Raw genomic sequence first — 22,468 nt, 5'->3', positions numbered from 1 at the left:
CAAAATATTCCCAACTTAATATCAGATATTTTTTGCATAAGTATTGTGAATGGAATGATTAAATCCATGTTTAAGCTCATAAAAAAAGGCGCCAAAGCGCCTTTTTTTAGATCAAACAACTTAGCCTTGTTGGCGCGCTTGTTGCTCTTTTAACAAATCTTGATAGCTAACAACTTCATCAGTTACTTTAGCAGCAGCTAAGATATGATCAACAACTTGATCTTCTAACACTACGCCTTCAATTTGAGCACGTTGTTGCTTATCAGTTTTGAAATATTCGATCACTTCAGTCGGATCTTCATAAGAAGAAGCCATATCTTCGATATAAGCATCAACACGTGATTGGTCTACTTCAAGTTTAGCGTCAGCCAATACTTTGCTTACCAATACACCAAGTTTAACTGCTTTTTCAGCTTGTTCTTTGAACAATTCATCAGGAAGCATGCTGCTGTCAAATGCTTTAGCACCTTGAGCACCAAACTGTTGAGTAAATTGTTGAATCATTTGTTGACGTTGACGATCAATTTCTTGAGCCAACATAGATTCAGGAACTTCTACGTCATTTGCAGCAACAAGTGCATCAAAAGTTGCACCTTTCACTTGGTTACGTAGGCCATTTTTTACTTCACGTTCCATGTTTTTGCGAACGTCAGCTTTTAATTTCTCTACGCCTTCTTCTTCAGTTAAACCGAAGATTTTAAGGAATTCAGCATCAATTTCAGGAAGTTTTTGTTTTTCAACAAGTTTAACTGTGATTTTGAATTGAGCCGCTTTACCTGCTAAGTTTTCAGCTTGGTAGTCTTCAGGGAAAGTTACATCAATCACTTTCTCTTCGCCTTTCTTCATACCAACGATACCGTCTTCGAAGCCAGGGATCATACGACCAGAACCTAAAACAAGTTTAAAGTCTTCAGCAGCACCGCCTTCAAACTTCTCACCATCAACAGTACCTTCAAAATCGAAAGTCACTTGCATGTCTTTTTTAGCCATGCCTTTAGTTTCAGTCCATTCAGCACGTTGCTTTTGAAGATTTTCAAGCATTGCATCAACGTCTTTATCTGTTACTTCAGATGATTTACGTGATACTTCAAGACCTTCAAATTTAGCTTCAACTTCAGGATAAACTTCAACTGTAGCTTGATAAACTAAAGCATCATCTTTGTTTTCAACTTTGTCGATGTTTGGCATACCAACAGCGTTGATTTTTTCTTGTTGAATTGCTTCAAATACTGTGTCACGAATGATGTCGTTTACAACTTCTTGGTAAATACCAGCGCCGTATTCACGACGTACAACGTTTACTGGCACTTTACCTTGACGGAAGCCGTTGATCTTCACAGTTTTGGCAGTGCGTTTCAAGCGAGCTTCAAACTGCTCGTTAATACGGCTCGTCGGTACAGATACATTTAAACGACGGGCAACGCCCGAAACCGCTTCAGAAGTTACTTGCATGGCTTCCTCGATAGAATTTAATAATTACAGTTTTTCAAAAAGTGCCACATTATATGACAACATTTGAATATATACAAAACACCTGTGTAAATCATTTTATTTCGGTCACTGATTTTCTCATTGTGGCGCTTTTTTTAATAAATTATCTTCGACTCAATGACAAAATAAAAATTTTGTATTTCTTTATGAATTTACCAAATTCAAATACTTTAGTGACATTAGAATAAATTTATTTACATTTTGAAATATCTGGAAATAAAATTAAATAAATAAAATTCAAAAAGTTAAGTGAAATTTCAATACATTTTTAATTCATTTTCTCATCATAAACATTTAAAACCATCGACAATTTCAATTTCAAACAGATGCAATAAACAATAAGAATCATTATTATTCGCATACAAATTTACACTACTCTTTGTGAGTTCACGTATGTCTTTTATCAAATCACGCAAAAAGATTGTTTCTACTGCAATCGCATCTTCACTTTCAGTTATTGCAACATCAGCCATCGCTCAAGACGAAATCGCAAAATTACCAACAATTAAAGCACAAGCAACGACTGAACAAAGTTTAAGAGTAGATCAGTCTGCCAATACAAAATTTGTTGCCCCGCTTTTGGATACACCTAAATCTGTAACTGTAATTTCAAAACAATTGATTGAAGATACTCAAGTGACAACACTTGCAGATGCGCTTCGTACAGTTCCTGGGATTACACTAGGCGCTGGCGAAGGCGGTAACCCAAATGGTGATCGTCCATTTATTCGCGGTTATAACTCTGAAAGTTCTATGTATATTGATGGAGTTCGTAACTCAACTTCTCAAAACCGTGAAATGTTTGCTATCGAACAAGTAGAAGTCACTAAAGGTTCTGCTTCAGCGATGGGTGGTGCTGGAACTTCAGGCGGTAGCATCAATATGATTTCTAAGGTCGCTAAAAAAGGAGACTTTTTAGAAGGTTCTGTTGCAGGTGGTACAGATAACTACCAACGTATTACCCTAGATGGCAATAAAGATTTTGGTAATGGTATTGCTGCTCGTGTCGCTGTGATGGGGCATCATAATGAAAAGGCTGGTCAAGAAGATGGCACTGAATATAAACGTGCTGGTATTGCGCCAAGTATTACTTTTGGCTTAGATACAGCGACTCGTGCAACGTTAAGTTACTACTACTTAAAGTCAGACGATACACCAGATTCTGGTGTTCCATATCAGTATGATACAACTAAAAAAGCAACCGTAGGTAAGCCTGTCGATGTTAAGCAAGGTATTTATTATGGTTGGTTAGATCGTGATTTCCAAAAACAAGAAAATCAAAGTGGTACATTAAAGTTAGAACATGATCTTACGGATAGCCTCACTTTAAGTAATACGGCCGTTTATAGTAAATCAAAAAATAATTATTTATGGACTCAACCTGATGACAGCCAAGGAAATATTGTCAATGGAAAGGTTTGGCGCCGTGTAAACACCAATCTTACCAGCACAGACAGTTTTACTGATCAATTGGCTTTAACAGGTAAATTAAATACGGGTGCTTTCAAACATAAATTTAATGTAGGTGCAGAATACTCTAAACAAGATTCTGATCGTGGAACAAATATTGTTACTGATCCAAATACATCAAAAATTGCTGGTAGTGGTGTAAACAATGCTTGTTCACTGGCAAATTCGAATGGCTGGTGTACAGACTTAAATAACCCTAATTCTCATGATGCATGGTTAGGCAATGTAAAAGCTAATCCGAATGTCACCAATATTATCTCTAAAACACAATCAATCTATGCTTTAGACAATATTGAAATCACGCCTCAGTGGTTACTTGATCTTGGTATCCGTTGGGATAAATTCGAAACGGACATGAAATATAATCAAGATTCAGGTTCAGGTGCTACAGCAATTAAAGCTGGGACACATTATAACTCTGACAATGATTTCTTTAACTATCAATTGGGTGTGACATTTAAGCCTGCCGATAATGGTTCTATTTACTTAAGCTATGCGACTTCTGCGAACCCTGTTGGTGTAGATGCAGGTGATGGTTCTGAAGGAATCAGCGTTCCTGGTCGTAATACATCGGATGAACAAGCACGTGCAATTAATAACTTAAAACCAGAAGAAGTTAAAACCTATGAAATTGGAACAAAATGGGATCTTTTTGGCGATAAGTTAAATTTAACAGCTGCTATTTTCCGCACTGAAAAACAAAATACACGTGCTTTAGATACAGATGGTTTTACGCGTAATATCGGTGAAACTCGTGTCGATGGTATTGAATTAGGTGCTAACGGTAATATTACCAATAAATGGGCAATCAGTGCTGGCTATACCTATCTAGATAGTGAAATCGTAGATGCAGGCTTTACAAAAAATAGTGATGGAACTTATTCACCAAGCTCAACAAATGGTAATCAAGTTCAAAACGTTGCGAAAAACTCCGCAACACTTTGGACAACTTATCAAGTGCTTCCACAGTTGAATTTAGGCGTTGGAGCAATTGCTATGGACAAAGTTTATGGTGATGCAGCTAATACTAAATTTGTTCCTGGCTATGTACGTTATGATGCAATGGCTCGTTATAACGTAAACAAAAATGTTGATTTACAATTAAACGTAAACAACCTTTCGGACAAACGTTATTTCACTAAAGCATATGCGTCTCACTATGCAGCAGAAGCAGAAGGTCGTAATGCTGTATTATCAATTAACTTTAAATATTAATTGAAAGAACAAATCCATAATTATTTTATGGATTCGTTTTAAATGATATAAAATAGCCTCTGTACAGAGGCTATTTTTCTATAACCGATTACTCTGTAATCAATTTGATTAAAAGGTATTAAGATGATCCATCATATTCCTAATGTATTAAGCAAAGAACAAGTTCTATATTTTAGAAATACAATGCAAAGTACAGAATGGATTAGTGGTCAATATACAACAGGTTCACTTTCAGCCAATGTCAAAAAAAACCAACAACTGCCAGAAAATCATCCGTTAACACAACAATTAGGCAATATCATCTTAGACGCTCTAGGACAAAATGCTCAATTTTTATCAGCAGCATTGCCATTAGAAATTCTTCCGCCATATTTTAATCGTTACGAAAATAACCAATCTTTTGGATTTCATGTTGATAACTCCATCCGTAATATTCGCGGTACTCAGCAACGTATCCGTACTGATCTATCTTGTACTGTTTTTTTAAGTGAACCTGATGAATATCAAGGGGGTGAACTCGTTGTTGAGGACACTTATGGCTATCATGAAATCAAACTCCCTGCGGGAGATCTAATTCTGTACCCTTCCACGAGCCTTCATGAAGTAACAGCTGTGACTCAAGGTGCTCGCATCGCTTCTTTTTTTTGGCTTCAAAGTATGATTCGCGATGATGCTAATCGCCATATGTTATTCAATCTAGATCAAAGCATTCAAAATTTAAGAATTGAATTAGGCGATATGCACGCTGAAGTCGTTAAACTCACCAGTCTTTATCATAATTTAATTCGTAAGTGGGCTGAATTGTAATCCCCATCCCGTGAAATTGATTTTCTCAACCGGTAAGTTTTCTCATGAGTAAAAAAATCCAAGCACCACTCACTCAAATTCCAACATATTTACAGACCATTGCGGATTACGAGAAACAAGCAGAACAGCATCTATCTGAAAACACTTGGCACTACTTGCAAGGTGGGGCGATGGATGAGCAAAGTGTGCAAGAAAACTTACAACAATTTAAAAATATTCAACTGATTCCAAGACTGCTCAATGACTTAACTCAAGGCTCGACAGAATGTGAAATTTTAGGGCAAAAATTTCCTCATCCAATTTTTCTTGCACCGATTGGACATCAACAATTGTTCCACCCAGAGGGCGAAGCTGCGGCTGCACTGGCAGCCGAAGTTTTAGGAAGTAATATCGTACTGAGTACTTTCACCAATACTGATATGCGAAGTTTAAAACAAGAAAACCCTTTGAAATGGTTTCAACTGTATTGGCAAGGTGATCGTGAGAAATCATTGGCCTTAGTTCGACTCGCAGAACAACAAAATTTTAAAGCACTTGTGATTACAGTAGATTCACCGCATACAGGAATTCGTGATCGTGAACGTCGGGTGAATTTTCAATTGCCAGAAGGCATGCAACACCCCCATACACCCACCCACATTCCCCTACCCGAAATTTCTGAGCATCAACATCCTGTATTCAACGGTTTAATGCAAATTGCACCCAAATGGGCAGATATCGAATTTATAATTGCCCATAGCCATTTGCCTGTAATTTTAAAGGGTGTGCTACATCCACTCGATGCAAAAAAAGCAGTCGAAATCGGAGTAAAAGGCTTAATCGTTTCCAATCACGGTGGACGAGTACTCAATAGCAGTATTTCCCCACTGATCGCCTTAGCAAAAATTAAGGCTGTTGTTCCGCATGATTTTCCTTTGCTTTTAGATGGTGGAATCCGTCGTGGTACCGATATATTTAAAGCATTGGCATTAGGCGCATCTGCGGTGCTGATTGGCCGTCCTGCGATCTACGGGCTCTCTGTTGCTGGTGCTTTAGGTGTGGCCCATGTGATTAAAATTTTAAAGGAAGAATTTGAAATTACCATGGCATTAATGGGAACAGCTACCGTAAAAGAAATCAATCAAGAATATATTTTTCAAGATTAAGTCATTCAAAGGAAATTTTTCTCTCAACTGATATTTTTTATGCAAATTAAGGAAATTATTTCCAAGATAATTGTTTTAGAATTAATCTCAAGTTAAACCATTTGTAAGTTATCAGTGTTTAGATTTATCTCGTGTTACCCACGTATAAGTTTATGAAAATTTACTGTGTTTTCATCTTAAAAACACTTGTAAATTGAACAGATAGACACAATCTATATTTGTAGTAAGTTGCCTTTACCCAAGAGACGAGCAACAACAACTACACAAGGAGTTCCCTCATGATGTTGGCTGATCCAAGTAAAAAATATCGTCGCATGTATCAACGTGTAGACTTGCCTGACCGTCAATGGCCAAATAACGAAATCAATAAAGCGCCAATTTGGATGAGTACAGACCTTCGTGATGGTAACCAAGCGATTTTCGAGCCAATGAACATTGAGCAAAAATTCAAAATGTTCGAAATGTTGGTCAAAATCGGCTTTAAACATATTGAAATTGGCTTTCCTTCAGCATCACAAGTTGATTTTGATTTCACCCGTAAGTTGATTGAAGAAGGTCATATTCCAGATGACGTTTATATCGAAGTCTTGGTGCAAGCGCGTGATCATTTAATTGCACGTACTTTTGAGGCTTTACAAGGTGCAAAACGTGCCATTGTGCATATCTATAACTCAAATTCACCCACTTTCCGTAAAAAAGTATTGAATGTTGATGCCAATGGTGCAAAACAATTGGCAATGAATGCGGCAAGCAAAGTAAAAGAATATGCAGCCAAACAGCCTGAAACTGAATTTATTTTTCAATACAGTCCAGAATGTTTTACAGCAACAGAATTAGAAGTTGCTAAAGATGTCTGTGATGCAGTGACTGAAATTTGGGAAGCATCACCTGACAATAAAGTCATTTTAAATTTACCTGCAACTGTTGAGGTTTCAGGTCCGCATGTCTATGCCGACCAAATCGAATGGATGCATCGTAATTTGCAACGTCGTGATGGTGTGATTATTTCAGTACATTGTCACAATGACCGTGGTTGTGGTATTGCAGCATCTGAGTTAGCGATCATGGCTGGTGCTGATCGTGTTGAAGGTTGTGTATTTGGGAATGGTGAACGTACTGGTAATGTTGACGTTGCTGCAATTGCATTAAACATGTACACACAAGGTGTAGCATGTGAGTTAGATTTCTCAAACATTAATGAAATTATTGCCACAATAGAAGAATGTACTGGTTTACCTGTACATCCACGTCACCCATATGCTGGTGATTTGGTCTTTACTGCTTTCTCTGGTTCTCACCAAGATGCAATTAAAAAAGGCTTTGAGTTCCAAAAAGATGAAGAAATTTGGGATATGCCTTATTTACCGATCGACCCTAAAGACTTAGGTCGTGATTATGATGCAGTGATCCGTGTCAACTCACAGTCGGGCAAAGGCGGTATTGCTTACTTATTAGAGTCTAACTATAACGTAGTTTTACCTCGTCGCTTACAAATTGAATTCTCACAAATTGTTCAACAAGTTGCAGATGAAGAAGGCGTTGAAGTTTCAGCTCAACAAATTTGGACCTTGTTTAAAGACACCTATGTTGCTGCAAAAGATGCACATTATTCAGCGAAAAATTATAGATTGTCAGATGAAAATGGTAGCCAAGTGATTGAGCTTGATGTGGTCATCAATGGTGAAACTCAGCGCTTACGTGGTGAAGGGAATGGTCCAATTTCTGCGATTTTAAATGCACTTCAATTACCAATTGATGTCTTAAACTACGAAGAACGTAGTATCAGTTCAGGCGCACATGCAAAAGCGTTGGCATTGATCGAACTTCAAGTCCAAGGCACAGGTAAATCTGCATTCGGTGCTGGTGTACATGACAATATCGTCACCTCTTCAATTGAAGCAATCATTGCGGCAACCAATCGTTTAATTGACCAAGGTGTTTTAAGTACTGAACAAGTGATCGCTGCTGCTGTATAAGCGATATCAATTAAAAGACTTTAGAAAGGATGCCCCCTAGTGGTATCCTTTCTTTTATTTATTGATGTTATCAAGCAATCACTTCAAACAGCTTTATATCTTTTAAAGATAATGTATAGATAAAAGATACGTGAAAATTTTATCCATGATTGTTTGAGGTCAGACTGGTGTTGGCGAGTAGTGAACACGTTTGGCGATGAGAAGCAAAGTTTGACAAGATCGCTCTCTTATAAAGCTTAAGCTTTTCATTTTTTCGAAAGAAGAATACGTTGCGCCTCAGCAAAGTCAAAACATTCATTGTGACTCTACTCGACATCATCACTCATCCTGAAGTGAACTTTAATGATAAAAGCTATTGTGAAAACCATGGAATATCATTAATTTATTAGCCATACAGATGACTTAGATATCTCTAATATCCGTAATTTATCGACCTTCTAAAATTTTAAGGTGAACATTTCCAGTGTCTTTTCCAGCTGATTCAGTGGGGCTCGTTACTCCACAAAAGTTTGAATTTGAAGAACCGTTAGAGCTTGAGTGTGGTCGAGTATTGCCACGCTATGAAATCATGGTGGAAACCTATGGTGAGCTCAATGCAGATAAATCAAATGGAATTTTGATTTGCCATGCACTTTCAGGACATCATCATGCGGCTGGCTATCACCATGAAGACGATAAAAAAACAGGCTGGTGGGATGCATGTATTGGGCCGGGTAAAGCCATTGATACCTCGAAGTTTTTCGTGGTCGCACTCAACAATATCGGAGGTTGTAGTGGCTCAACGGGACCCACTTCACCTAACCCTGAAAATGAAAATCGTCCATACGGTCCCGACTTTCCATTAGTGACTGTACGTGATTGGGTTAAAACCCAAGCCCTCCTCTCTGACCGCTTAGGGATAGATGTTTGGTATTCAATCATTGGTGGTTCTTTAGGTGGCATGCAGGCTTTACAATGGTCTGTGGACTATCCTGACCGTTTACAAAAATGTGTCATCATTGCTAGCGCACCAAAGCTTTCCGCACAAAATATTGCATTTAACGAAGTGGCACGTCAGTCTATTTTGTCTGATCCAGATTTTCACAATGGCCGCTATTTAGAACTCGATAGTTATCCAAAACGTGGCTTAATTTTGGCACGTATGGTGGGTCATATTACCTACCTTTCTGAAGAAGCCATGAAACAAAAATTTGGCCGTGATTTAAAATCAGGCAAGTTTATGTATGGTTTCGATGTTGAGTTCCAAGTTGAAAGCTATCTGCGTTATCAAGGTGAACAATTCAGTCGTAACTTTGATGCCAATACTTATCTGATCATGACCAAAGCCTTGGATTATTTCGATCCATCACGTGAATATGAACAGTCACTAACGAAAGCCCTATCTAATACCAAATGCCGCTTTTTAGTGGTGTCATTTACAACAGACTGGCGTTTTAGCCCAGAACGTTCGCAAGAGATTGTTAATGCATTGATTACCAATCAAAAGCCTGTGAGTTATTTGGATATTGATGCTGAGCAGGGCCATGACTCATTCCTATTCCCTATCCCCTTGTACGTCAAATCCTTACGTGCATTTTTAGGTGGTATTGAACACCTTAATTCAACACCTAAGGAGGCTTTGTAATGCGTATTGACCAACAACTTGCAGAAAAATGGATCAATGCTGGTGCAAGTGTGCTCGATTTAGGTTGTGGTGATGGCGAATTATTGTCACAAATGAGCAAAAAACAGCAAATTCATGCTTACGGGCTAGAAATCGATCAAGAAAAGATTGCAATTGCCGTCAGCAAAGGGTTAAATATTATACAACAAGACTTAAACCTCGGTTTGGGACGCTTTGCCGACCAGTCTTTTGACTATGTGGTTATGGCACAAGCTTTGCAAGCTGTAGATGCACCTGATGTGCTTCTGCGCGATATGGTGCGTGTGGGGAAACAAGCAATTATTACGTTTCCTAACTTTGCGTATTGGAAAACACGGTCTTTCCTTGCACTGAAAGGCAAGATGCCTGTTTCTGATGCCTTACCGTATATGTGGTACAATACACCTAATATCCACTTATGCACCTTTCGTGATTTTGAAGCATTATGTGCTGAAAATCAGATTCAAATTATTGATCGACTCGCTGTAAATGGGAACCAACAAGGTAGCTTTTTAAGTAAAGCCATACCGAATTTGTTCGGCGAAGTCGCTATTTATCGAGTGAGCGCTCTATGAAGAAATTATTATTAGGCAGTACGTTATTTTTTGGGCTAGTGAGTATTCAAGCCCATGCGGACTATGTACCGCAGCAACAACAATCTGTATCAGCAATGGCAGCGCAATATGCACATATGAATGTGACAGATTTGCAAAAAGCAGCCAAAGCTGGTCAACCTGCTGCACAATTTTATTTAGCAACACATTTCCAGGCTGGTACTGGCGGTGTATCTAAAGACCTTAAACAAGCATTTACATGGTTTAAAGCTGCGGCTGACCAAGGTATTTCTGCGGCTCAGTTAAATGTTGGTCGTATGTATGCTGATGGTTTAGGCGTTTCTAAAAGCGAAACATCTGCACGTCAATACTTTGAAAAAGCAGCAAGCCACGGCGATAACCGTGCAAGCTTTAATCTTGCGGTGATGGAAGAGCAAAAGAAAAACTACATGGGCGCTTATCAGTGGTATGAGCTTTCTACACGTGATGGTATGTTAGACAATAAAGTGATTAACATGTCGCAAACCAAGAAAACTGCTTTGGCTGCTAACTTAACTCAAGACCAAATTCGTACTGCAACACAACGTGCAGATCAATGGATTCAAGCTCAATAATTTGATTCTCATCGATCATAAAAGCACCTTCGGGTGCTTTTTTTTACTGCTATCCATTTAATAAGTATTTCAGCTGAGATTGTTGACAATGCAAGACCTATTCAAACAATTAATTCAATATGAATGCGGGTTGCATCATCGTGATCGTCAAAACTTTCAAATACTTGATCAACGGTTACATCCAGATTTTAAAGAAATTACCAAATCAGGGTGGGTTGTGCATAAAGCCCAAATGATTGAAGCACTTTTAAATGATACAGATAGCGACATCATTCAAGCACAGGATTTTCAAGTTCAGTCATTATCTGATCATAGCGTTTTACTGACCTATCAAAGCCATCAAATCAATGTGGCAACTCAAGCTCAATACAATGTGGCTTTACGCAGTTCAATTTGGGTTATGAATGATCACGGTATATGGCAAATGATTTTCCATCAAGGCACCACTTGTGCTTTTGAGAAGTAAATCGAATTCTTCTATGTATGGAAAGATATGCAAAAGAAAAAATATTATGCTTCACGCAAACAAATGATTCCTTTGGCGATTTTTGCTGGAATTTTGGCCTGCCCCTTTTGGGCTGCGACCGTGCTTTTGATCTTGGAAATGTTTGAATGGAAGAATGGCTTAAAAAGTCTCTTTTCGCTATTTCTTGTTACGCCATTGGGTTTCATTGCTTATTTTTTCAGTAATAAAGCTATTCAGATGTTTAGCAATCAACGCCCTATTTTAACCCTCTCCCAAGACATGATTAGAAGCATTGATTTTAAAGGTCGAGTGATAATTAAAAAACACATTAAAATACCAGAGATCTATGAAGTTGAGCTCAAAAAAACCTTACTTGATCGACAATACTATTTACTTTTTATCATGAAAGATAACAGCAAACAGAAACTCAATGTTGGACTAGGTTTTATGAAAAATGAGGATGTTCTCGATTTAAAACAACAGTTAGACAAACGCATTAGCGCAAAAGCAAAACATATCCAGTAAAGCGTAAAGGACGAGAGAATTTAGCCGCATTTTATGACACAGATTAAGTTAAAATAACTCAATTTTAAATTTTGAGTCTGCATCATGTCATCAAAAGATTGGTTATCACAAGGAACACTGGTACTCGCAAGCAATAACAAAGGCAAAATTGCTGAATTTGAAAAATTGTTTGCTGAATTGGCTTTACCCGTTGAAGTGATTCCTCAAGGTCAACTGAATATCGAAGACGCGATTGAAGATGGCTTAAGCTTTATTGAAAATGCAATTATCAAAGCACGTCATGCAAGCCGTATTTCAGGTAAACCTGCGATTGCAGATGATTCTGGGATTTGCGTTCCCGTATTAGGTGGAGCACCTGGAATTTACTCTGCACGTTATGCAGGTGAACATGGCGATGATGCAGCCAATAATACAAAATTGCTGGAAAACCTTAAGCCTTTACGCCAAGACGATCAAGCGATTGAAGCAATGTTCGTATGTGTATTAGCATTGGTTGAACATGCAGATGACCCTTTACCACAAATCTACCAAGGGATCTGGCAAGGTGAAGTACTAGAGCAAGCTCGTGGTGAAAATGGTTTCGGTTATGACCCACTGTTCTGGTTACCCGGGCTAAATATTTCAAGCGCAGAAATGAGTAAAGCAGAAAAGAACAAAATTAGCCATCGTGGTCAAGCGATGCAATTGTTTAAAGCAAGCTTGAAATAAGCAGTTAAAACCAGCCGTTTAAGATCATACGATTTTGTTAGATTCCTCCTCGCCTTTGTGGAAAGGAGGAATACGATGAATATCGCTAAAACTTATCTAAGACGAAGCAAGATAAACTAATCAACCGACAAAAACTATAAAAAATGAATCAACACACCATATAGGACGCATACCACACAACTGACTATCGTTCCCGAAGCAATATATTTTGCTGAAACTCCAGTACCTTGATAGTGGGTTTCCAATGCGACAATATTGGCGGCTGGGGGTAAACAAAACAGTAAAAACATCACCCCAATATATTGATGGATCTGTGGAACCGGTAAAAAGAAATAAGCCAGACTACACAATACAACACCACAAACTAACTTTAATATTGCAAGCTTAGTACTGGACAGTAAATCCTCGATATGGACTTTGGTTTTTCTTAACCACATCCCCAATACACACATACCGGTAAAACTCATACTCCATTTAGCCAGAGTATAAATCCAATTAATCCAATCATTTGCCTGAAACTGTTGCACATCAAAGCAACGTAAAAGCCCGGCAATGATCAAGGCAATCACAGGTGGCGATTGCAATACTTTTTTGATAAGCAATCGTTTGGATTGTGGAGCTGAGCTCACCGAAGTCACAGCCCAAGAGTTTCCAAAAATTGAAACCCCGATATAAAGCGGTATCATCAGCATACTATTGTCTGGGCCAAATATAGCCAAGGCAATCGGAAAGCCGAGCCATGCCATATTGGTATAGCTAAAACACAATGAAGCTAAACGATCTTTAGACAGCGTGAGATAAATAAAGAAAAGCGTAAAGCATGAGAAAAAAGCAAATAAGATTAAAGCAATACTGCCCGATTTATAAAATACCATATTGTAAATAATCACAATCGGGATAAATAAGCGAGCCAGCAGCAAAGACATGAATGATTTTAAGTTTACTGAAAATTTGCTATTCGCCAGTATCAGCCCACAGATAAATGATAAAACTGGAAATAACAAAGCCACAATACAACACCTTATTCTCAAATCATGAACATACTAGCATTTTCCAAATATAGATGACGTTGAACATATCAAAATAATTTATAAATATTGTCTGTCTTTAAATTGAAATATTAGTGTCACTTTTTTGTCATGGATAACTGTTGTTATAGCTGTTATTAAATAGGAGTTAAAACTATGGCTGGATTATCGATTTGGCATGTACTTATTTTTGCAATTGTTGTGATTCTACTATTTGGTACATCAAAGCTGAAAAACTTAGGTAAAGATGTTGGTGGTGCCGTCAAAGATTTTAAGAAATCAATTAAAGAAGAAGAGGCAACAACTGCTTCACTGACTGAAACGCGTACACTAGAACATCAAACTAGCAATACTGATGTGAACTCTACAGTAAAACACTAATCGGTGAGGCGTAGATCATGTTAGATGTTGGATTTTCAGAACTGTTAGTGTTTGGGATCATTGCTCTTTTAGTATTGGGACCAGATAAACTTCCTGAAGCTGCGCGTTTTGCTGCCAAATGGTATAGCAAATTTAAACGTGCAATTAGTAGTGTCCAAAATGACATCGACCGTGAATTACGTCTTTCTGAATTTAGAGAACAAATGCAACAAGAGATGCAAAAAATTCAAGAACTTGAACAAAAAATGCAGGCTCAGATGCAGGAGTTACAGCAACAAAAAATTGCTGTAGAACAAGAAAGTCATCTCGCAATAACAGACAATAAAAAAATTCACACGACTTATCATAAACTTGATATTACGGTTCCCACTATTTATATGTCAAAGACTTGGTTAGATAAACAAAACTGTACTGTAACTCGACCACAAATTGTTCTTGTTAAAGAAGTACCGCAATTGAAGGTGGCTGTATGAGCGACTCATTAGCACCACAAGTACATGATGCCTCGTCTACCGAGACGCCGCCTTTAGATGCGATGCCGATTACTCAACACCTGATGGTGTTACGTAAGCATTTATTTAAAATTGTTGGCGCGCTCATCACTATATTTTTTTGTTTATTGCCATTTGCTAATAAGACCTATATTGCGTTATCAGAACCACTCAGAAAACAATTACCTGCAACCTCAACCATGATTGCAACTGATGTTACAGCAACATTCATGGCGCCGTTTAAGTTAAACTTCTTTATTGCGCTTATGTTGGCGATGCCCTTTATCATCTATCAACTTTGGGCTTTTATTAAACCTGCATTATACGAAAAAGAAAAAAATCTAGCATTTCCGTTGTTGTTTGGCAGTATTGTGCTGTTTTATTCAGGGATTGCTTTTGCTTATTTTATTGCATTGCCATCTATCCTGCATTTCTTTATCAGTGTTTCACCAGAAACCGTCGCGCCAATGACCGATATCAATAGTTATTTAAGCTTCTGTCTAAAATTATTTTTGGTCTTTGGTGTGACCTTTGAAATCCCAATTATTACTTTAGTGTTAATTTTAGTTGGCTTGGTCACCACTAAAACATTGGCTGAAAAGCGCCGCTTTATCGTGGTGGGATGTTTCTTCGTATCTATGTTTATTACCCCTCCTGATGCAATTTCAATGATCATGCTCGCAATTCCAATGTGGATGCTATTTGAGCTGGGTTTATTGCTGGGTAAAGTAATTGAAAAACGTAAAACTGTAGATGCTTAAGGATCAAAATAAAAAGCTTTTTAATATTTAAATGACTTCTTTTGAGGTCATTTTTTATTTTAAGAATGTTAAATTCTTTTTTTAGTAACAATTATAAAAATAAATCTATGGCTTAATCTTCTGCACTTTTATTCAAATACATTAGATCTATTGCACAAGTCGAAAAATGATCATGTTGAGTGAATTATATTTCGATTGGAAGTTCCTTCTCCCCTCGGGAGAAGCTTAGGATGAGGGGAATTTTATGTTGATCTATGCTTTAAATAAGCGTTTATAAAAGAAGTCTATTCTTAAAATCTCTTTATGAAACATCCCTATTTTAAAAACAACTAAAAGTTAATCCTGTTTATTCAATTCACCAAATACATATCAGGCTTAATCAGTCACAACCTATTTTTTATAGAAAGTGAACAGCACAGTAATTGTCTAAATACAAATATGACAATCCTATTACTTTCTTAAAATAAGATTAAATTTAACCAATATTAAATATAAGAGTAAGAGATCTTACACATTTGTTCTGTATGTTTTTAAGCTGAATCAAAATCACATTTAATCAAGACTTAAAGCCAAAGGGAATCGTATGACAGACCTCACGCCATATCATGAAAATCAAGAGTTAGATAACAATACTTCGAATAACACGCATTTCCGTGACATTTTAGAACAACGGATTTCTCGTCGTAGTTTAATTACAAAAACAGCAAGCGGCGCAGCTGCTCTCGCTTTAGCATCGAGCCTAGTCGGTTGTAATGACGACGATGACAATAACTCAACCCCAACAACGACCGTTAAAAAACCAGAAAAATTCACCTTTAACCCTGTTGCAAAAAACCTCAATGACATCGTCACTGTTCCTGCTGGTTATGAAGCAAATGTGCTTTATGCTTTAGGGGATCCATTAACACAGACTATCCCTGACTGGGATGATAACAATGTTCCTTCAGGGGTCAGCTTTACAGCGCGTTCAGGCGATTGTCATGATGGTATGAGCTATTTTGGCTTAAATTCCAATAGCTCTAAATATGATGCGAAAGCCTCAAACCGTGGCTTATTGGTCATGAACCATGAATACATTAATCAAACCTTCTTACATCCTAAAGGTGCAACAAAAGTAAATGGCCGTCGCCCAGAAGATGAAGTGATTCGTGAAGTTAATGCACACGGTGTTTCCGTCATTGAATTAAAAAAAGATGCAACCACACAAAAAGTAGAGATTGTTAAAAGCTCTCCATTTAATCGCCGTATTACAGCGTCAACAGTCATGGACTTTGCTGGTACAGTTGCGGGTTCAGACTTGGTGAAAACCAAATACTCAAGCTCAGCAAAGCAAACACGTGGCACACATAATAACTGTGGTAATGGTTATACACCTTGGGGGACTTACCTCACCACAGAAGAAAACTTTATTGGATACTTTGTGCGTAATAAAGGTGACGATGCAAAACGTAGTGCGGCTGAAATCATCGCACTGAATCGCTATGGTTTAAAAGATGGTGCCAGCTCACGTTATGGCTGGGAAACTGCGATTGGGGCAATCGAGAGCCAAGACTTATATGACCGTTGGAACGCTTCTATTACCGCTGACTCAGCAGACAAAGATTATCGCAACGGCGCAAATACCTTTGGTTGGATTGTTGAAATCGATCCATTCGATAGTCGTTCAAACCCAGTTAAACGGACATCTTTAGGTCGCTTTGCACATGAAGACTGTCGCTCAAGCCGTTTAATCGAAGGGGAAAATCTGGCCTTCTATATGGGCGATGACTCACGTGGCGAATATATCTACAAATTTGTATCTGATGCGAAGTGGGATGCAAAAGATGTCAATGGTGGCTATCGCGCTGGCGATAAATATATGAACAGTGGCAAGTTATATGTTGCGCAATTCAATAATGATGGTACAGGTAAATGGATTGAATTGGCATACGGTAAAAATGGTTTAAATGATAGCAATACTGTCTATCCTTTTAAATCTCAAGCCGATGTCACTACTTTTGCACGCTTAGCCGGTGATTCGGTCAAAGCCACCAAAATGGATCGTCCAGAATGGGTTGCGGTGAACCCTGAGAATGGTGAAGTCTATGTCACCTTAACCAATAACTCGAACCGTGGTACAGCACATGCATTAGATGCTGCAAATCCACGAAACTATAACGACCCTGAAGGCGGTAAAGGCAATGTAAATGGTCACATTATCCGCTTCCATGAAAAAGATAATAAAACCACTGCTGAAAGCTTTACTTGGGATATCTACCTCTTTGGTGCTGAAGCAAAAATGGCCAGCAACATCAACTTATCTGGGTTAAATGATAACAATGATTTATCGTCACCAGATGGTATGTGGTTTGACCCACGTGGTGTCCTTTGGATTCAAACCGATGATGGTGCTTATACAGATACCACCAACTGTATGATGCTTGCTGCACTGCCTGGTAAAGTCGGTGATGGTGCAAAAGCAATAACATCTGCTGGGCAAGAAACGATCGTGGGTAAACAAGTCACTGATGAAAACCTGCGTCGCTTCCTAACAGGTCCAAAACAATGTGAAATCACAGGTGTCACCATGACACCCGACTACAAAGCCATTTTTATCAATGTTCAGCATCCAGGTGAAGACTCACCTAGCTTTGATAAGCCATCAAGTAACTGGCCTGCCTCACAAAAAGATCCAAGCAATAAGACCGCTCGCCCACGCTCTGCAACGGTCGTCATTACTCGTAAAGATGGCGGTGTAATTGCTGGCTAATCAACTAAATTTATTTTTTTAAAGTCATAGTGACGAAAGTTGCTATGGCTTTTTATTTTTCAATAGCGCGCTTAATCTCGACTAACTCGCCCATATGTTCACCTTGTTGTGTTTTTTCGATCCAATCAATCTGCGTACTGCTTATTCTTAAAAAGTTGGAACAGCGTGTCCCATAAATTGGACTTTGAATAAATGTTGAAGACAACAACGCTTCCATCTCAGGATTAATTCCAGTATTGGGCAGTAAATCAGGAATAATTTTTCGTTCATCTTCTAAAATATCCCAAACAGCGAATTGTAGATCTTGTTCAGGGATAGCAGGAACTTGCAGCATGGGTAAAAATTCTTGGGTAAAGCGTTTACGTAAATGCTTAGTTTTTTCCCAATCGTCTGACATCAAGCCGTTTGAAACGACAAATACACCTTGGGATAATACTTGTGGGGCTTCACCACGATTACTCATATAAACAGCTTGCTGTCGATCACCCACAAATAAGTTAAAACCCGCATAATCTCTTTGCTGCTTTTCCAGTGCTTGTGCAAAACGAATCGGTGTTTGATCTGACGCTAAAAAAGCTTGAATCAAATAGCCGCGTGTCGTCGGATAAGTTTGTTTATCAGCACCATCACGATAATTGGTAATCACTGCCCAACGTCCCTGTGGTGTGACCCCCATCCATGTTCCGCCTGATTGCAAATCTTGCCCTGCAATAATCGGACTGTTCGACCATGACTGTAATTGAGTGCTTGGACGGTGGTAGAATTCATCACGATTTGAAATTAAACAAACAGGTAAATCATCCAAAACTTGCCAAGCCAATGCCACAATACACATAAAATACATTCCATGAAGTTTACACATTGAATGTACAACATTTTTAATATGTTTCAGCTAAAATCTGTGCAAAATAGAAAATCAAGGATTGGGAATGCTTACCTACCCGAATATTGACCCAGTTGCAATATCACTGGGTCCACTCAACGTCCATTGGTATGGGCTAATGTATCTCTTGGCATTTTTATGTGCTTGGGGCCTTGCCACTTATCGCGCCAAACAACGTGCTGACTGGAACTCTGAAATGGTTTCAGATCTGGTGTTCTATGGCGCACTGGGGGTTGTGCTCGGTGGTCGTGTTGGTTATGTCTTATTTTACGAGTTTGGCAAATTTTTAGCAGATCCTATCTGGCTATTTAAAGTCTGGACTGGTGGTATGAGTTTCCACGGGGGCTTCCTTGGCGTAATGATCGCCATGCTTTTGTGGTGTCATAAATATAAGAAAACTTGGTTTGAAACACTGGACTTCATTGCACCCTGTGTACCGACGGGCTTGATGTTTGGTCGAATTGGTAACTTCATTGGTGGTGAATTATATGGCCGCCAAGTTTCTGACCCTAACTTTGCGCTAGGTATGATCTTCCCGACTGATCCACTACATTTGGTTCGTCATCCATCTCAGCTCTATCAAGCGCTGTGTGAAGGACTGCTGCTGTTCCTTATTCTATGGTTCTATAGTGCTAAACCACGCCCACGTTATGCCGTATCTGCAATTTTTCTAATGGGTTATGGCTGTGCTCGATTCTTTATGGAATTCTTCCGTGAACCTGATGTAGATCAAGGTTATATCCTGTTTGGCTGGATGACCAAAGGTCAAATCCTCTCATTCCCAATGATTCTGATTGGATTGTGGTTAATTTGGTACGCTTACCAAAAGAAAATTTTTGACTGGGGTCCACAAAAAAATACTTAAGCCTTATGGGCTAAGTTTAAAAAGGTGAAGCTAAGCTTCACCTTTTTTATGCTAAATTATCATTATTCAATTTAAACGAAATCACTATGCTTGAATTTTGGTTTGATCCTAGAGTCTCGGTTGCAAAGAAGCTCATTTTCCTTATTTTATTGGCACTGGTCACTATTGGACTATATTGGTACCAGCCTCTAACCCCTGATAATATTTTACTTTTTGCAGGTACAGGTATTATTTTTCTGATTTGTCGTTACTGTAAGGTTCATTTTGCAGCCCAACGTCCAACAGGATTTCTTTATCGTTTATTGACCTGGATTCCACTGGCTTTAGTTTTGGCATTGGTTTTTAAAAATATGAACAATGGTGAAATTTTAATCCCAGGCGCTCAAGGTATTGGTTTTATGGCCCTAGCGGTTTGTATTTTTTCACCACTCTCCCTACTCAATAAAAACTCATCTGAACAAGCGTCTAAATAATGTTAGATTTTTGGTATTCAGCGCGCTGTAGCCGTGAAATGAAAGTGATCATCTCAATCTTAACCTGTGTGATAATTTATTATTGCGCCACGATTGAGAAGTTAAGTCCAACGTTTACCGTGATATGTTTAGCAATTGGAGTCTCTACGCATTTATTAAGAATGCTGGGGCTAAAAATTGCTCAACAGAATGTCTATGCTCAAGGTTTTAAAATTTTATTTTCAATCTACCCATTGCTTGCACTTATGCTTTTAATGGCGTTTTTACCCGCACAACATAAGATATTGACCTCGATTCAAGCCATTGGCTTTGCTGCATTGGGTCTATTTATCATGTCAATTTATCAAAATCGCGCAAAACGTTTTGACTAAAGGTGGTGTAGTAAAAAAGCATAGTAATAAAAAAGGAAGCCTTTCATTCCAAAAGCTTCCTTTTTTATCTTTTAATCCGTAATAGATTAAATGCTTTTAACTGTGAAACTAAGCAGCTAGACGATAATATTCATAGGTTACATTTGGGTCTTTATACACATCGTAACTACGTTGTCTAAAATCAGAAACCCATTGAGAACCTGTAAATCCAGCAATATGACCATAACGATGGCGACTGGTACTGTTGATGATATAAATATCACCTTCTTGAGGATTATCAAAATCAGGACGGATTTGCTTATAACCAATCTCAGTTAAAGTCGAACCCCAATCTGAAGCGGCAACAGGATGATCAGAAAAACGCGCACCGGCTGATTCAAGCGCTATACGCACATATCTTGTACAACGATGTGCAGTAGTACTACGTGACATACTGACAAGTTTTTCAGTAAATTTGCTAATATCGATTAAGCTTTCTTTCTTAAATGCTTCAGTTTGATTTTTAAAAGTTTCAAATGCTTTATTTTTTAAGTATTCATCTGGTCGAAAATTATTATTTTGATTTTCCGATCGAATCTGAATATGAACCGTGGGATTCACGTATTCATTCATATTAACATTGTGGTCGTAAATCATGCATTGTCCTCAAACTGCCCTTTTGAATTGATTCAAACCACCTTGTTTAAACCAATAACAACTTTTCACAAGCCATGAATAGTAATCAGCAATTCTTAAAATGTAGACTTAAAACATGTAAAAAAATATGTAAGTGTTAATAAATCTCATTTGTAACGCCTCAAGCTACTGAAACTGCTGACATTACACAATTCATCACCTGGGTTTGTTTGTTTAAAAATTAATCAATAAAAGTTTGCTCGGCCGTATCATTAAAATATTTTCTTAATCTAATCAACATATTAAACTGTCAATTGAGTCACACTTTTGTTTTATGAATTCAGCAAAATCGTATGCCAAAGAAAGATTTTTTCAATAAAAAGCTGACGTTATCAACATCAGCTTTTTAGAAATTATGCCGTCGGTGCTTAATAACAATCCCAGTTATACACCACTTTAGAGAAATCTCTTTTTTCAAGATCATCCGGATGAATAAAGAAGTTCCCTACACCTGAGTCGCCCCACATGATCTCAATACCTTCAGCTTCACCTGTATCAATCTGCAACAGCAAAATATAATCTTGAATAGATTCATTGTATTCACGCGGATCAGATTGAGTAAAAAATGGATATCCCCCTAAACGATGACCGCTTGCGGAAAAAACTTCACTGTACTCATCACAAAACTCTTCCTCATCTTCTCTTTCATAAGGGTCTGTGACTTTTTGAGCAAAATCAAAATTATTCATATCAATATAGCTTTCAGCCTTCTCAAACTGAATCGCAGACTGCCCTGCGATAGGACTATAAATATCGTCCTCAGCAAAACTTGGAAAATCGCTTTGTAAAAGTGCAAGATCTTGCTCAATCTTGTCATAAAAAACCACGCGAAAGCCATCTTGCTTTTTTTGATCATCAAAATTGAGACCATATAAATCATCATGCGGATTGATAAAAAACTGTAAAATTCCAGATTTTGGATAATGTTGATTTTCTGGCACTTCTGCAAAATTGATCTGCGCCAATAATTGTAGGTCATCCCCCTCCGCACTCTGCGGATATTGCTTTCCTACAGGTAAATAAGGATTTCCACCCACTTTGCTTTGCCAAATCTGTAAATCTTCAGTCGGCACTAATGATATTTCTATATTGTTTTTTTTTGTCGCAATAATTTGCTTTTTATATGGCTGTAAACATGCTGGGAGCTCATTCAAATTTATACTCATTTTCAAATACTC

The 22,468-nt window shown here is 38.1% G+C and carries 22 protein-coding genes; 17 read left to right on the top strand and 5 right to left on the bottom strand.

Going from position 1 to position 22,468, the window contains the following annotated elements:
- Positions 1-120 precede the first annotated feature (120 nt).
- Positions 121-1,452, bottom strand: coding sequence for a trigger factor (gene tig, locus MTO68_RS02790; protein WP_004726530.1), 1,332 nt, complete (start codon positions 1,450-1,452; stop codon positions 121-123).
- Positions 1,453-1,884: 432 nt separating this feature from the next.
- Between tig and MTO68_RS02785 the strand changes: the two genes are divergently transcribed.
- The 10 genes from MTO68_RS02785 (at position 1,885) to rdgB (ending at position 12,613) form a co-directional block, all read left to right on the top strand.
- Positions 1,885-4,176, top strand: a complete 2,292-nt coding sequence (locus MTO68_RS02785) for a TonB-dependent siderophore receptor (protein WP_244014925.1) — start codon at positions 1,885-1,887, stop codon at positions 4,174-4,176.
- A gap of 123 nt (positions 4,177-4,299) precedes the next feature.
- Positions 4,300-4,983 (top strand): Fe2+-dependent dioxygenase, encoded by a 684-nt coding sequence (locus MTO68_RS02780; RefSeq protein WP_004818896.1) that lies wholly within the window; start codon positions 4,300-4,302, stop codon positions 4,981-4,983.
- 44 nt (positions 4,984-5,027) lie between these two features.
- Positions 5,028-6,128, top strand: coding sequence for an alpha-hydroxy acid oxidase (locus tag MTO68_RS02775; protein WP_244014923.1), 1,101 nt, complete (start codon positions 5,028-5,030; stop codon positions 6,126-6,128).
- A 278-nt stretch (positions 6,129-6,406) separates the two neighbouring features.
- Positions 6,407-8,104: a 2-isopropylmalate synthase gene (gene leuA, locus MTO68_RS02770; protein ID WP_004726520.1), complete on the top strand. Its 1,698-nt coding sequence runs from the start codon at positions 6,407-6,409 to the stop codon at positions 8,102-8,104.
- Between the two features lie 463 nt (positions 8,105-8,567).
- Positions 8,568-9,728 carry a homoserine O-acetyltransferase gene (locus MTO68_RS02765; protein ID WP_004726519.1) on the top strand — a complete coding sequence of 387 codons (1,161 nt, stop codon included), beginning with the start codon at positions 8,568-8,570 and terminating at the stop codon, positions 9,726-9,728.
- Positions 9,728-10,321 (top strand): methionine biosynthesis protein MetW, encoded by a 594-nt coding sequence (gene metW, locus MTO68_RS02760; RefSeq protein WP_004726517.1) that lies wholly within the window; start codon positions 9,728-9,730, stop codon positions 10,319-10,321. Before MTO68_RS02765 ends, metW begins: the two co-directional genes overlap by 1 nt.
- The gene (locus MTO68_RS02755) at positions 10,318-10,914 is read left to right on the top strand and encodes a tetratricopeptide repeat protein (protein WP_004726515.1); all 597 of its coding nucleotides are present in this window, start codon (positions 10,318-10,320) and stop codon (positions 10,912-10,914) included. The genes metW and MTO68_RS02755 overlap by 4 nt, the downstream gene beginning before the upstream one ends.
- Before the next feature lie 88 nt (positions 10,915-11,002).
- Positions 11,003-11,380, top strand: a complete 378-nt coding sequence (locus MTO68_RS02750) for a DUF4440 domain-containing protein (RefSeq protein ID WP_004818887.1) — start codon at positions 11,003-11,005, stop codon at positions 11,378-11,380.
- A 27-nt stretch (positions 11,381-11,407) separates the two neighbouring features.
- Positions 11,408-11,905, top strand: a complete 498-nt coding sequence (locus MTO68_RS02745) for a hypothetical protein (RefSeq protein ID WP_244014921.1) — start codon at positions 11,408-11,410, stop codon at positions 11,903-11,905.
- 84 nt (positions 11,906-11,989) lie between these two features.
- Positions 11,990-12,613: an RdgB/HAM1 family non-canonical purine NTP pyrophosphatase gene (gene rdgB / locus MTO68_RS02740; protein ID WP_244014919.1), complete on the top strand. Its 624-nt coding sequence runs from the start codon at positions 11,990-11,992 to the stop codon at positions 12,611-12,613.
- A 134-nt stretch (positions 12,614-12,747) separates the two neighbouring features.
- On the opposite strand, the gene MTO68_RS02735 is transcribed toward rdgB, so the two are convergent.
- Complete coding sequence (locus MTO68_RS02735; RefSeq protein ID WP_244014917.1) at positions 12,748-13,623, bottom strand: permease; 876 nt, start codon at positions 13,621-13,623, stop codon at positions 12,748-12,750.
- A gap of 174 nt (positions 13,624-13,797) precedes the next feature.
- Here MTO68_RS02735 and tatA point away from each other — a divergent pair, with 174 nt between their 5' ends.
- The 4 genes from tatA to MTO68_RS02715 all read left to right on the top strand — a co-directional run bounded on the left by tatA (position 13,798) and on the right by MTO68_RS02715 (position 18,023).
- On the top strand, positions 13,798-14,022 hold the full coding sequence (gene tatA / locus MTO68_RS02730) for a Sec-independent protein translocase subunit TatA (RefSeq protein WP_004726505.1): 225 nt from the start codon (positions 13,798-13,800) through the stop codon (positions 14,020-14,022).
- Between the two features lie 17 nt (positions 14,023-14,039).
- A complete protein-coding gene (gene tatB / locus MTO68_RS02725; RefSeq protein ID WP_239046497.1) occupies positions 14,040-14,495 on the top strand; it encodes a Sec-independent protein translocase protein TatB in 456 nt (151 codons plus the stop codon).
- Entirely contained in the window at positions 14,492-15,274 is a 783-nt protein-coding gene (gene tatC, locus MTO68_RS02720; protein ID WP_034609692.1) for a twin-arginine translocase subunit TatC, read from the top strand. Before tatB ends, tatC begins: the two co-directional genes overlap by 4 nt.
- Positions 15,275-15,857: 583 nt before the next feature.
- Complete coding sequence (locus MTO68_RS02715; protein WP_209826922.1) at positions 15,858-18,023, top strand: PhoX family phosphatase; 2,166 nt, start codon at positions 15,858-15,860, stop codon at positions 18,021-18,023.
- A 52-nt stretch (positions 18,024-18,075) separates the two neighbouring features.
- On the opposite strand, the gene MTO68_RS02710 is transcribed toward MTO68_RS02715, so the two are convergent.
- The gene (locus tag MTO68_RS02710; protein WP_004818873.1) at positions 18,076-18,858 is read right to left on the bottom strand and encodes an NRDE family protein; all 783 of its coding nucleotides are present in this window, start codon (positions 18,856-18,858) and stop codon (positions 18,076-18,078) included.
- 94 nt (positions 18,859-18,952) lie between these two features.
- On the opposite strand from MTO68_RS02710, the gene lgt reads away from it, so the two are divergent.
- The 3 genes from lgt (at position 18,953) to MTO68_RS02695 (ending at position 20,615) form a co-directional block, all read left to right on the top strand.
- The gene (gene lgt / locus MTO68_RS02705; protein WP_004818870.1) at positions 18,953-19,771 is read left to right on the top strand and encodes a prolipoprotein diacylglyceryl transferase; all 819 of its coding nucleotides are present in this window, start codon (positions 18,953-18,955) and stop codon (positions 19,769-19,771) included.
- A gap of 86 nt (positions 19,772-19,857) precedes the next feature.
- The gene (locus MTO68_RS02700; RefSeq protein WP_004818868.1) at positions 19,858-20,244 is read left to right on the top strand and encodes a hypothetical protein; all 387 of its coding nucleotides are present in this window, start codon (positions 19,858-19,860) and stop codon (positions 20,242-20,244) included.
- Positions 20,244-20,615, top strand: a complete 372-nt coding sequence (locus MTO68_RS02695) for a hypothetical protein (RefSeq protein WP_004818867.1) — start codon at positions 20,244-20,246, stop codon at positions 20,613-20,615. Before MTO68_RS02700 ends, MTO68_RS02695 begins: the two co-directional genes overlap by 1 nt.
- Before the next feature lie 108 nt (positions 20,616-20,723).
- On the opposite strand, the gene MTO68_RS02690 is transcribed toward MTO68_RS02695, so the two are convergent.
- Positions 20,724-21,251, bottom strand: coding sequence for a CHAP domain-containing protein (locus tag MTO68_RS02690; protein WP_244014915.1), 528 nt, complete (start codon positions 21,249-21,251; stop codon positions 20,724-20,726).
- 407 nt (positions 21,252-21,658) lie between these two features.
- The gene (locus MTO68_RS02685) at positions 21,659-22,456 is read right to left on the bottom strand and encodes a YwqG family protein (protein ID WP_244014913.1); all 798 of its coding nucleotides are present in this window, start codon (positions 22,454-22,456) and stop codon (positions 21,659-21,661) included.
- Between the last annotated feature and the right edge of the window lie 12 nt (positions 22,457-22,468).

The sequence above is a fragment of the Acinetobacter sp. NyZ410 genome, assembly GCF_022828975.1.
In the GTDB taxonomy this organism is placed as follows: domain Bacteria; phylum Pseudomonadota; class Gammaproteobacteria; order Pseudomonadales; family Moraxellaceae; genus Acinetobacter; species Acinetobacter guillouiae.
Note: the sequence above shows the minus strand (reverse complement) of the source record. Positions and strands in the feature narration are given on the sequence as shown.

What these genes read in the sequence shown, in the direction of transcription:
- tig (WP_004726530.1), bottom strand. Translation starts at nt 1,452, where the DNA reads ATGCAAGTAACTTCTGAAGCGGTTTCGGGCGTTGCCCGTCGTTTAAAT.
- MTO68_RS02785 (WP_244014925.1), top strand. Translation starts at nt 1,885, where the DNA reads ATGTCTTTTATCAAATCACGCAAAAAGATTGTTTCTACTGCAATCGCA.
- MTO68_RS02780 (WP_004818896.1), top strand. Translation starts at nt 4,300, where the DNA reads ATGATCCATCATATTCCTAATGTATTAAGCAAAGAACAAGTTCTATAT.
- MTO68_RS02775 (WP_244014923.1), top strand. Translation starts at nt 5,028, where the DNA reads ATGAGTAAAAAAATCCAAGCACCACTCACTCAAATTCCAACATATTTA.
- leuA (WP_004726520.1), top strand. Translation starts at nt 6,407, where the DNA reads ATGATGTTGGCTGATCCAAGTAAAAAATATCGTCGCATGTATCAACGT.
- metW (WP_004726517.1), top strand. Translation starts at nt 9,728, where the DNA reads ATGCGTATTGACCAACAACTTGCAGAAAAATGGATCAATGCTGGTGCA.
- MTO68_RS02755 (WP_004726515.1), top strand. Translation starts at nt 10,318, where the DNA reads ATGAAGAAATTATTATTAGGCAGTACGTTATTTTTTGGGCTAGTGAGT.
- MTO68_RS02750 (WP_004818887.1), top strand. Translation starts at nt 11,003, where the DNA reads ATGCAAGACCTATTCAAACAATTAATTCAATATGAATGCGGGTTGCAT.
- MTO68_RS02745 (WP_244014921.1), top strand. Translation starts at nt 11,408, where the DNA reads ATGCAAAAGAAAAAATATTATGCTTCACGCAAACAAATGATTCCTTTG.
- rdgB (WP_244014919.1), top strand. Translation starts at nt 11,990, where the DNA reads ATGTCATCAAAAGATTGGTTATCACAAGGAACACTGGTACTCGCAAGC.
- tatA (WP_004726505.1), top strand. Translation starts at nt 13,798, where the DNA reads ATGGCTGGATTATCGATTTGGCATGTACTTATTTTTGCAATTGTTGTG.
- tatB (WP_239046497.1), top strand. Translation starts at nt 14,040, where the DNA reads ATGTTAGATGTTGGATTTTCAGAACTGTTAGTGTTTGGGATCATTGCT.
- tatC (WP_034609692.1), top strand. Translation starts at nt 14,492, where the DNA reads ATGAGCGACTCATTAGCACCACAAGTACATGATGCCTCGTCTACCGAG.
- MTO68_RS02715 (WP_209826922.1), top strand. Translation starts at nt 15,858, where the DNA reads ATGACAGACCTCACGCCATATCATGAAAATCAAGAGTTAGATAACAAT.
- MTO68_RS02710 (WP_004818873.1), bottom strand. Translation starts at nt 18,858, where the DNA reads ATGTGTATTGTGGCATTGGCTTGGCAAGTTTTGGATGATTTACCTGTT.
- lgt (WP_004818870.1), top strand. Translation starts at nt 18,953, where the DNA reads ATGCTTACCTACCCGAATATTGACCCAGTTGCAATATCACTGGGTCCA.
- MTO68_RS02700 (WP_004818868.1), top strand. Translation starts at nt 19,858, where the DNA reads ATGCTTGAATTTTGGTTTGATCCTAGAGTCTCGGTTGCAAAGAAGCTC.
- MTO68_RS02695 (WP_004818867.1), top strand. Translation starts at nt 20,244, where the DNA reads ATGTTAGATTTTTGGTATTCAGCGCGCTGTAGCCGTGAAATGAAAGTG.
- MTO68_RS02690 (WP_244014915.1), bottom strand. Translation starts at nt 21,251, where the DNA reads ATGATTTACGACCACAATGTTAATATGAATGAATACGTGAATCCCACG.
- MTO68_RS02685 (WP_244014913.1), bottom strand. Translation starts at nt 22,456, where the DNA reads ATGAGTATAAATTTGAATGAGCTCCCAGCATGTTTACAGCCATATAAA.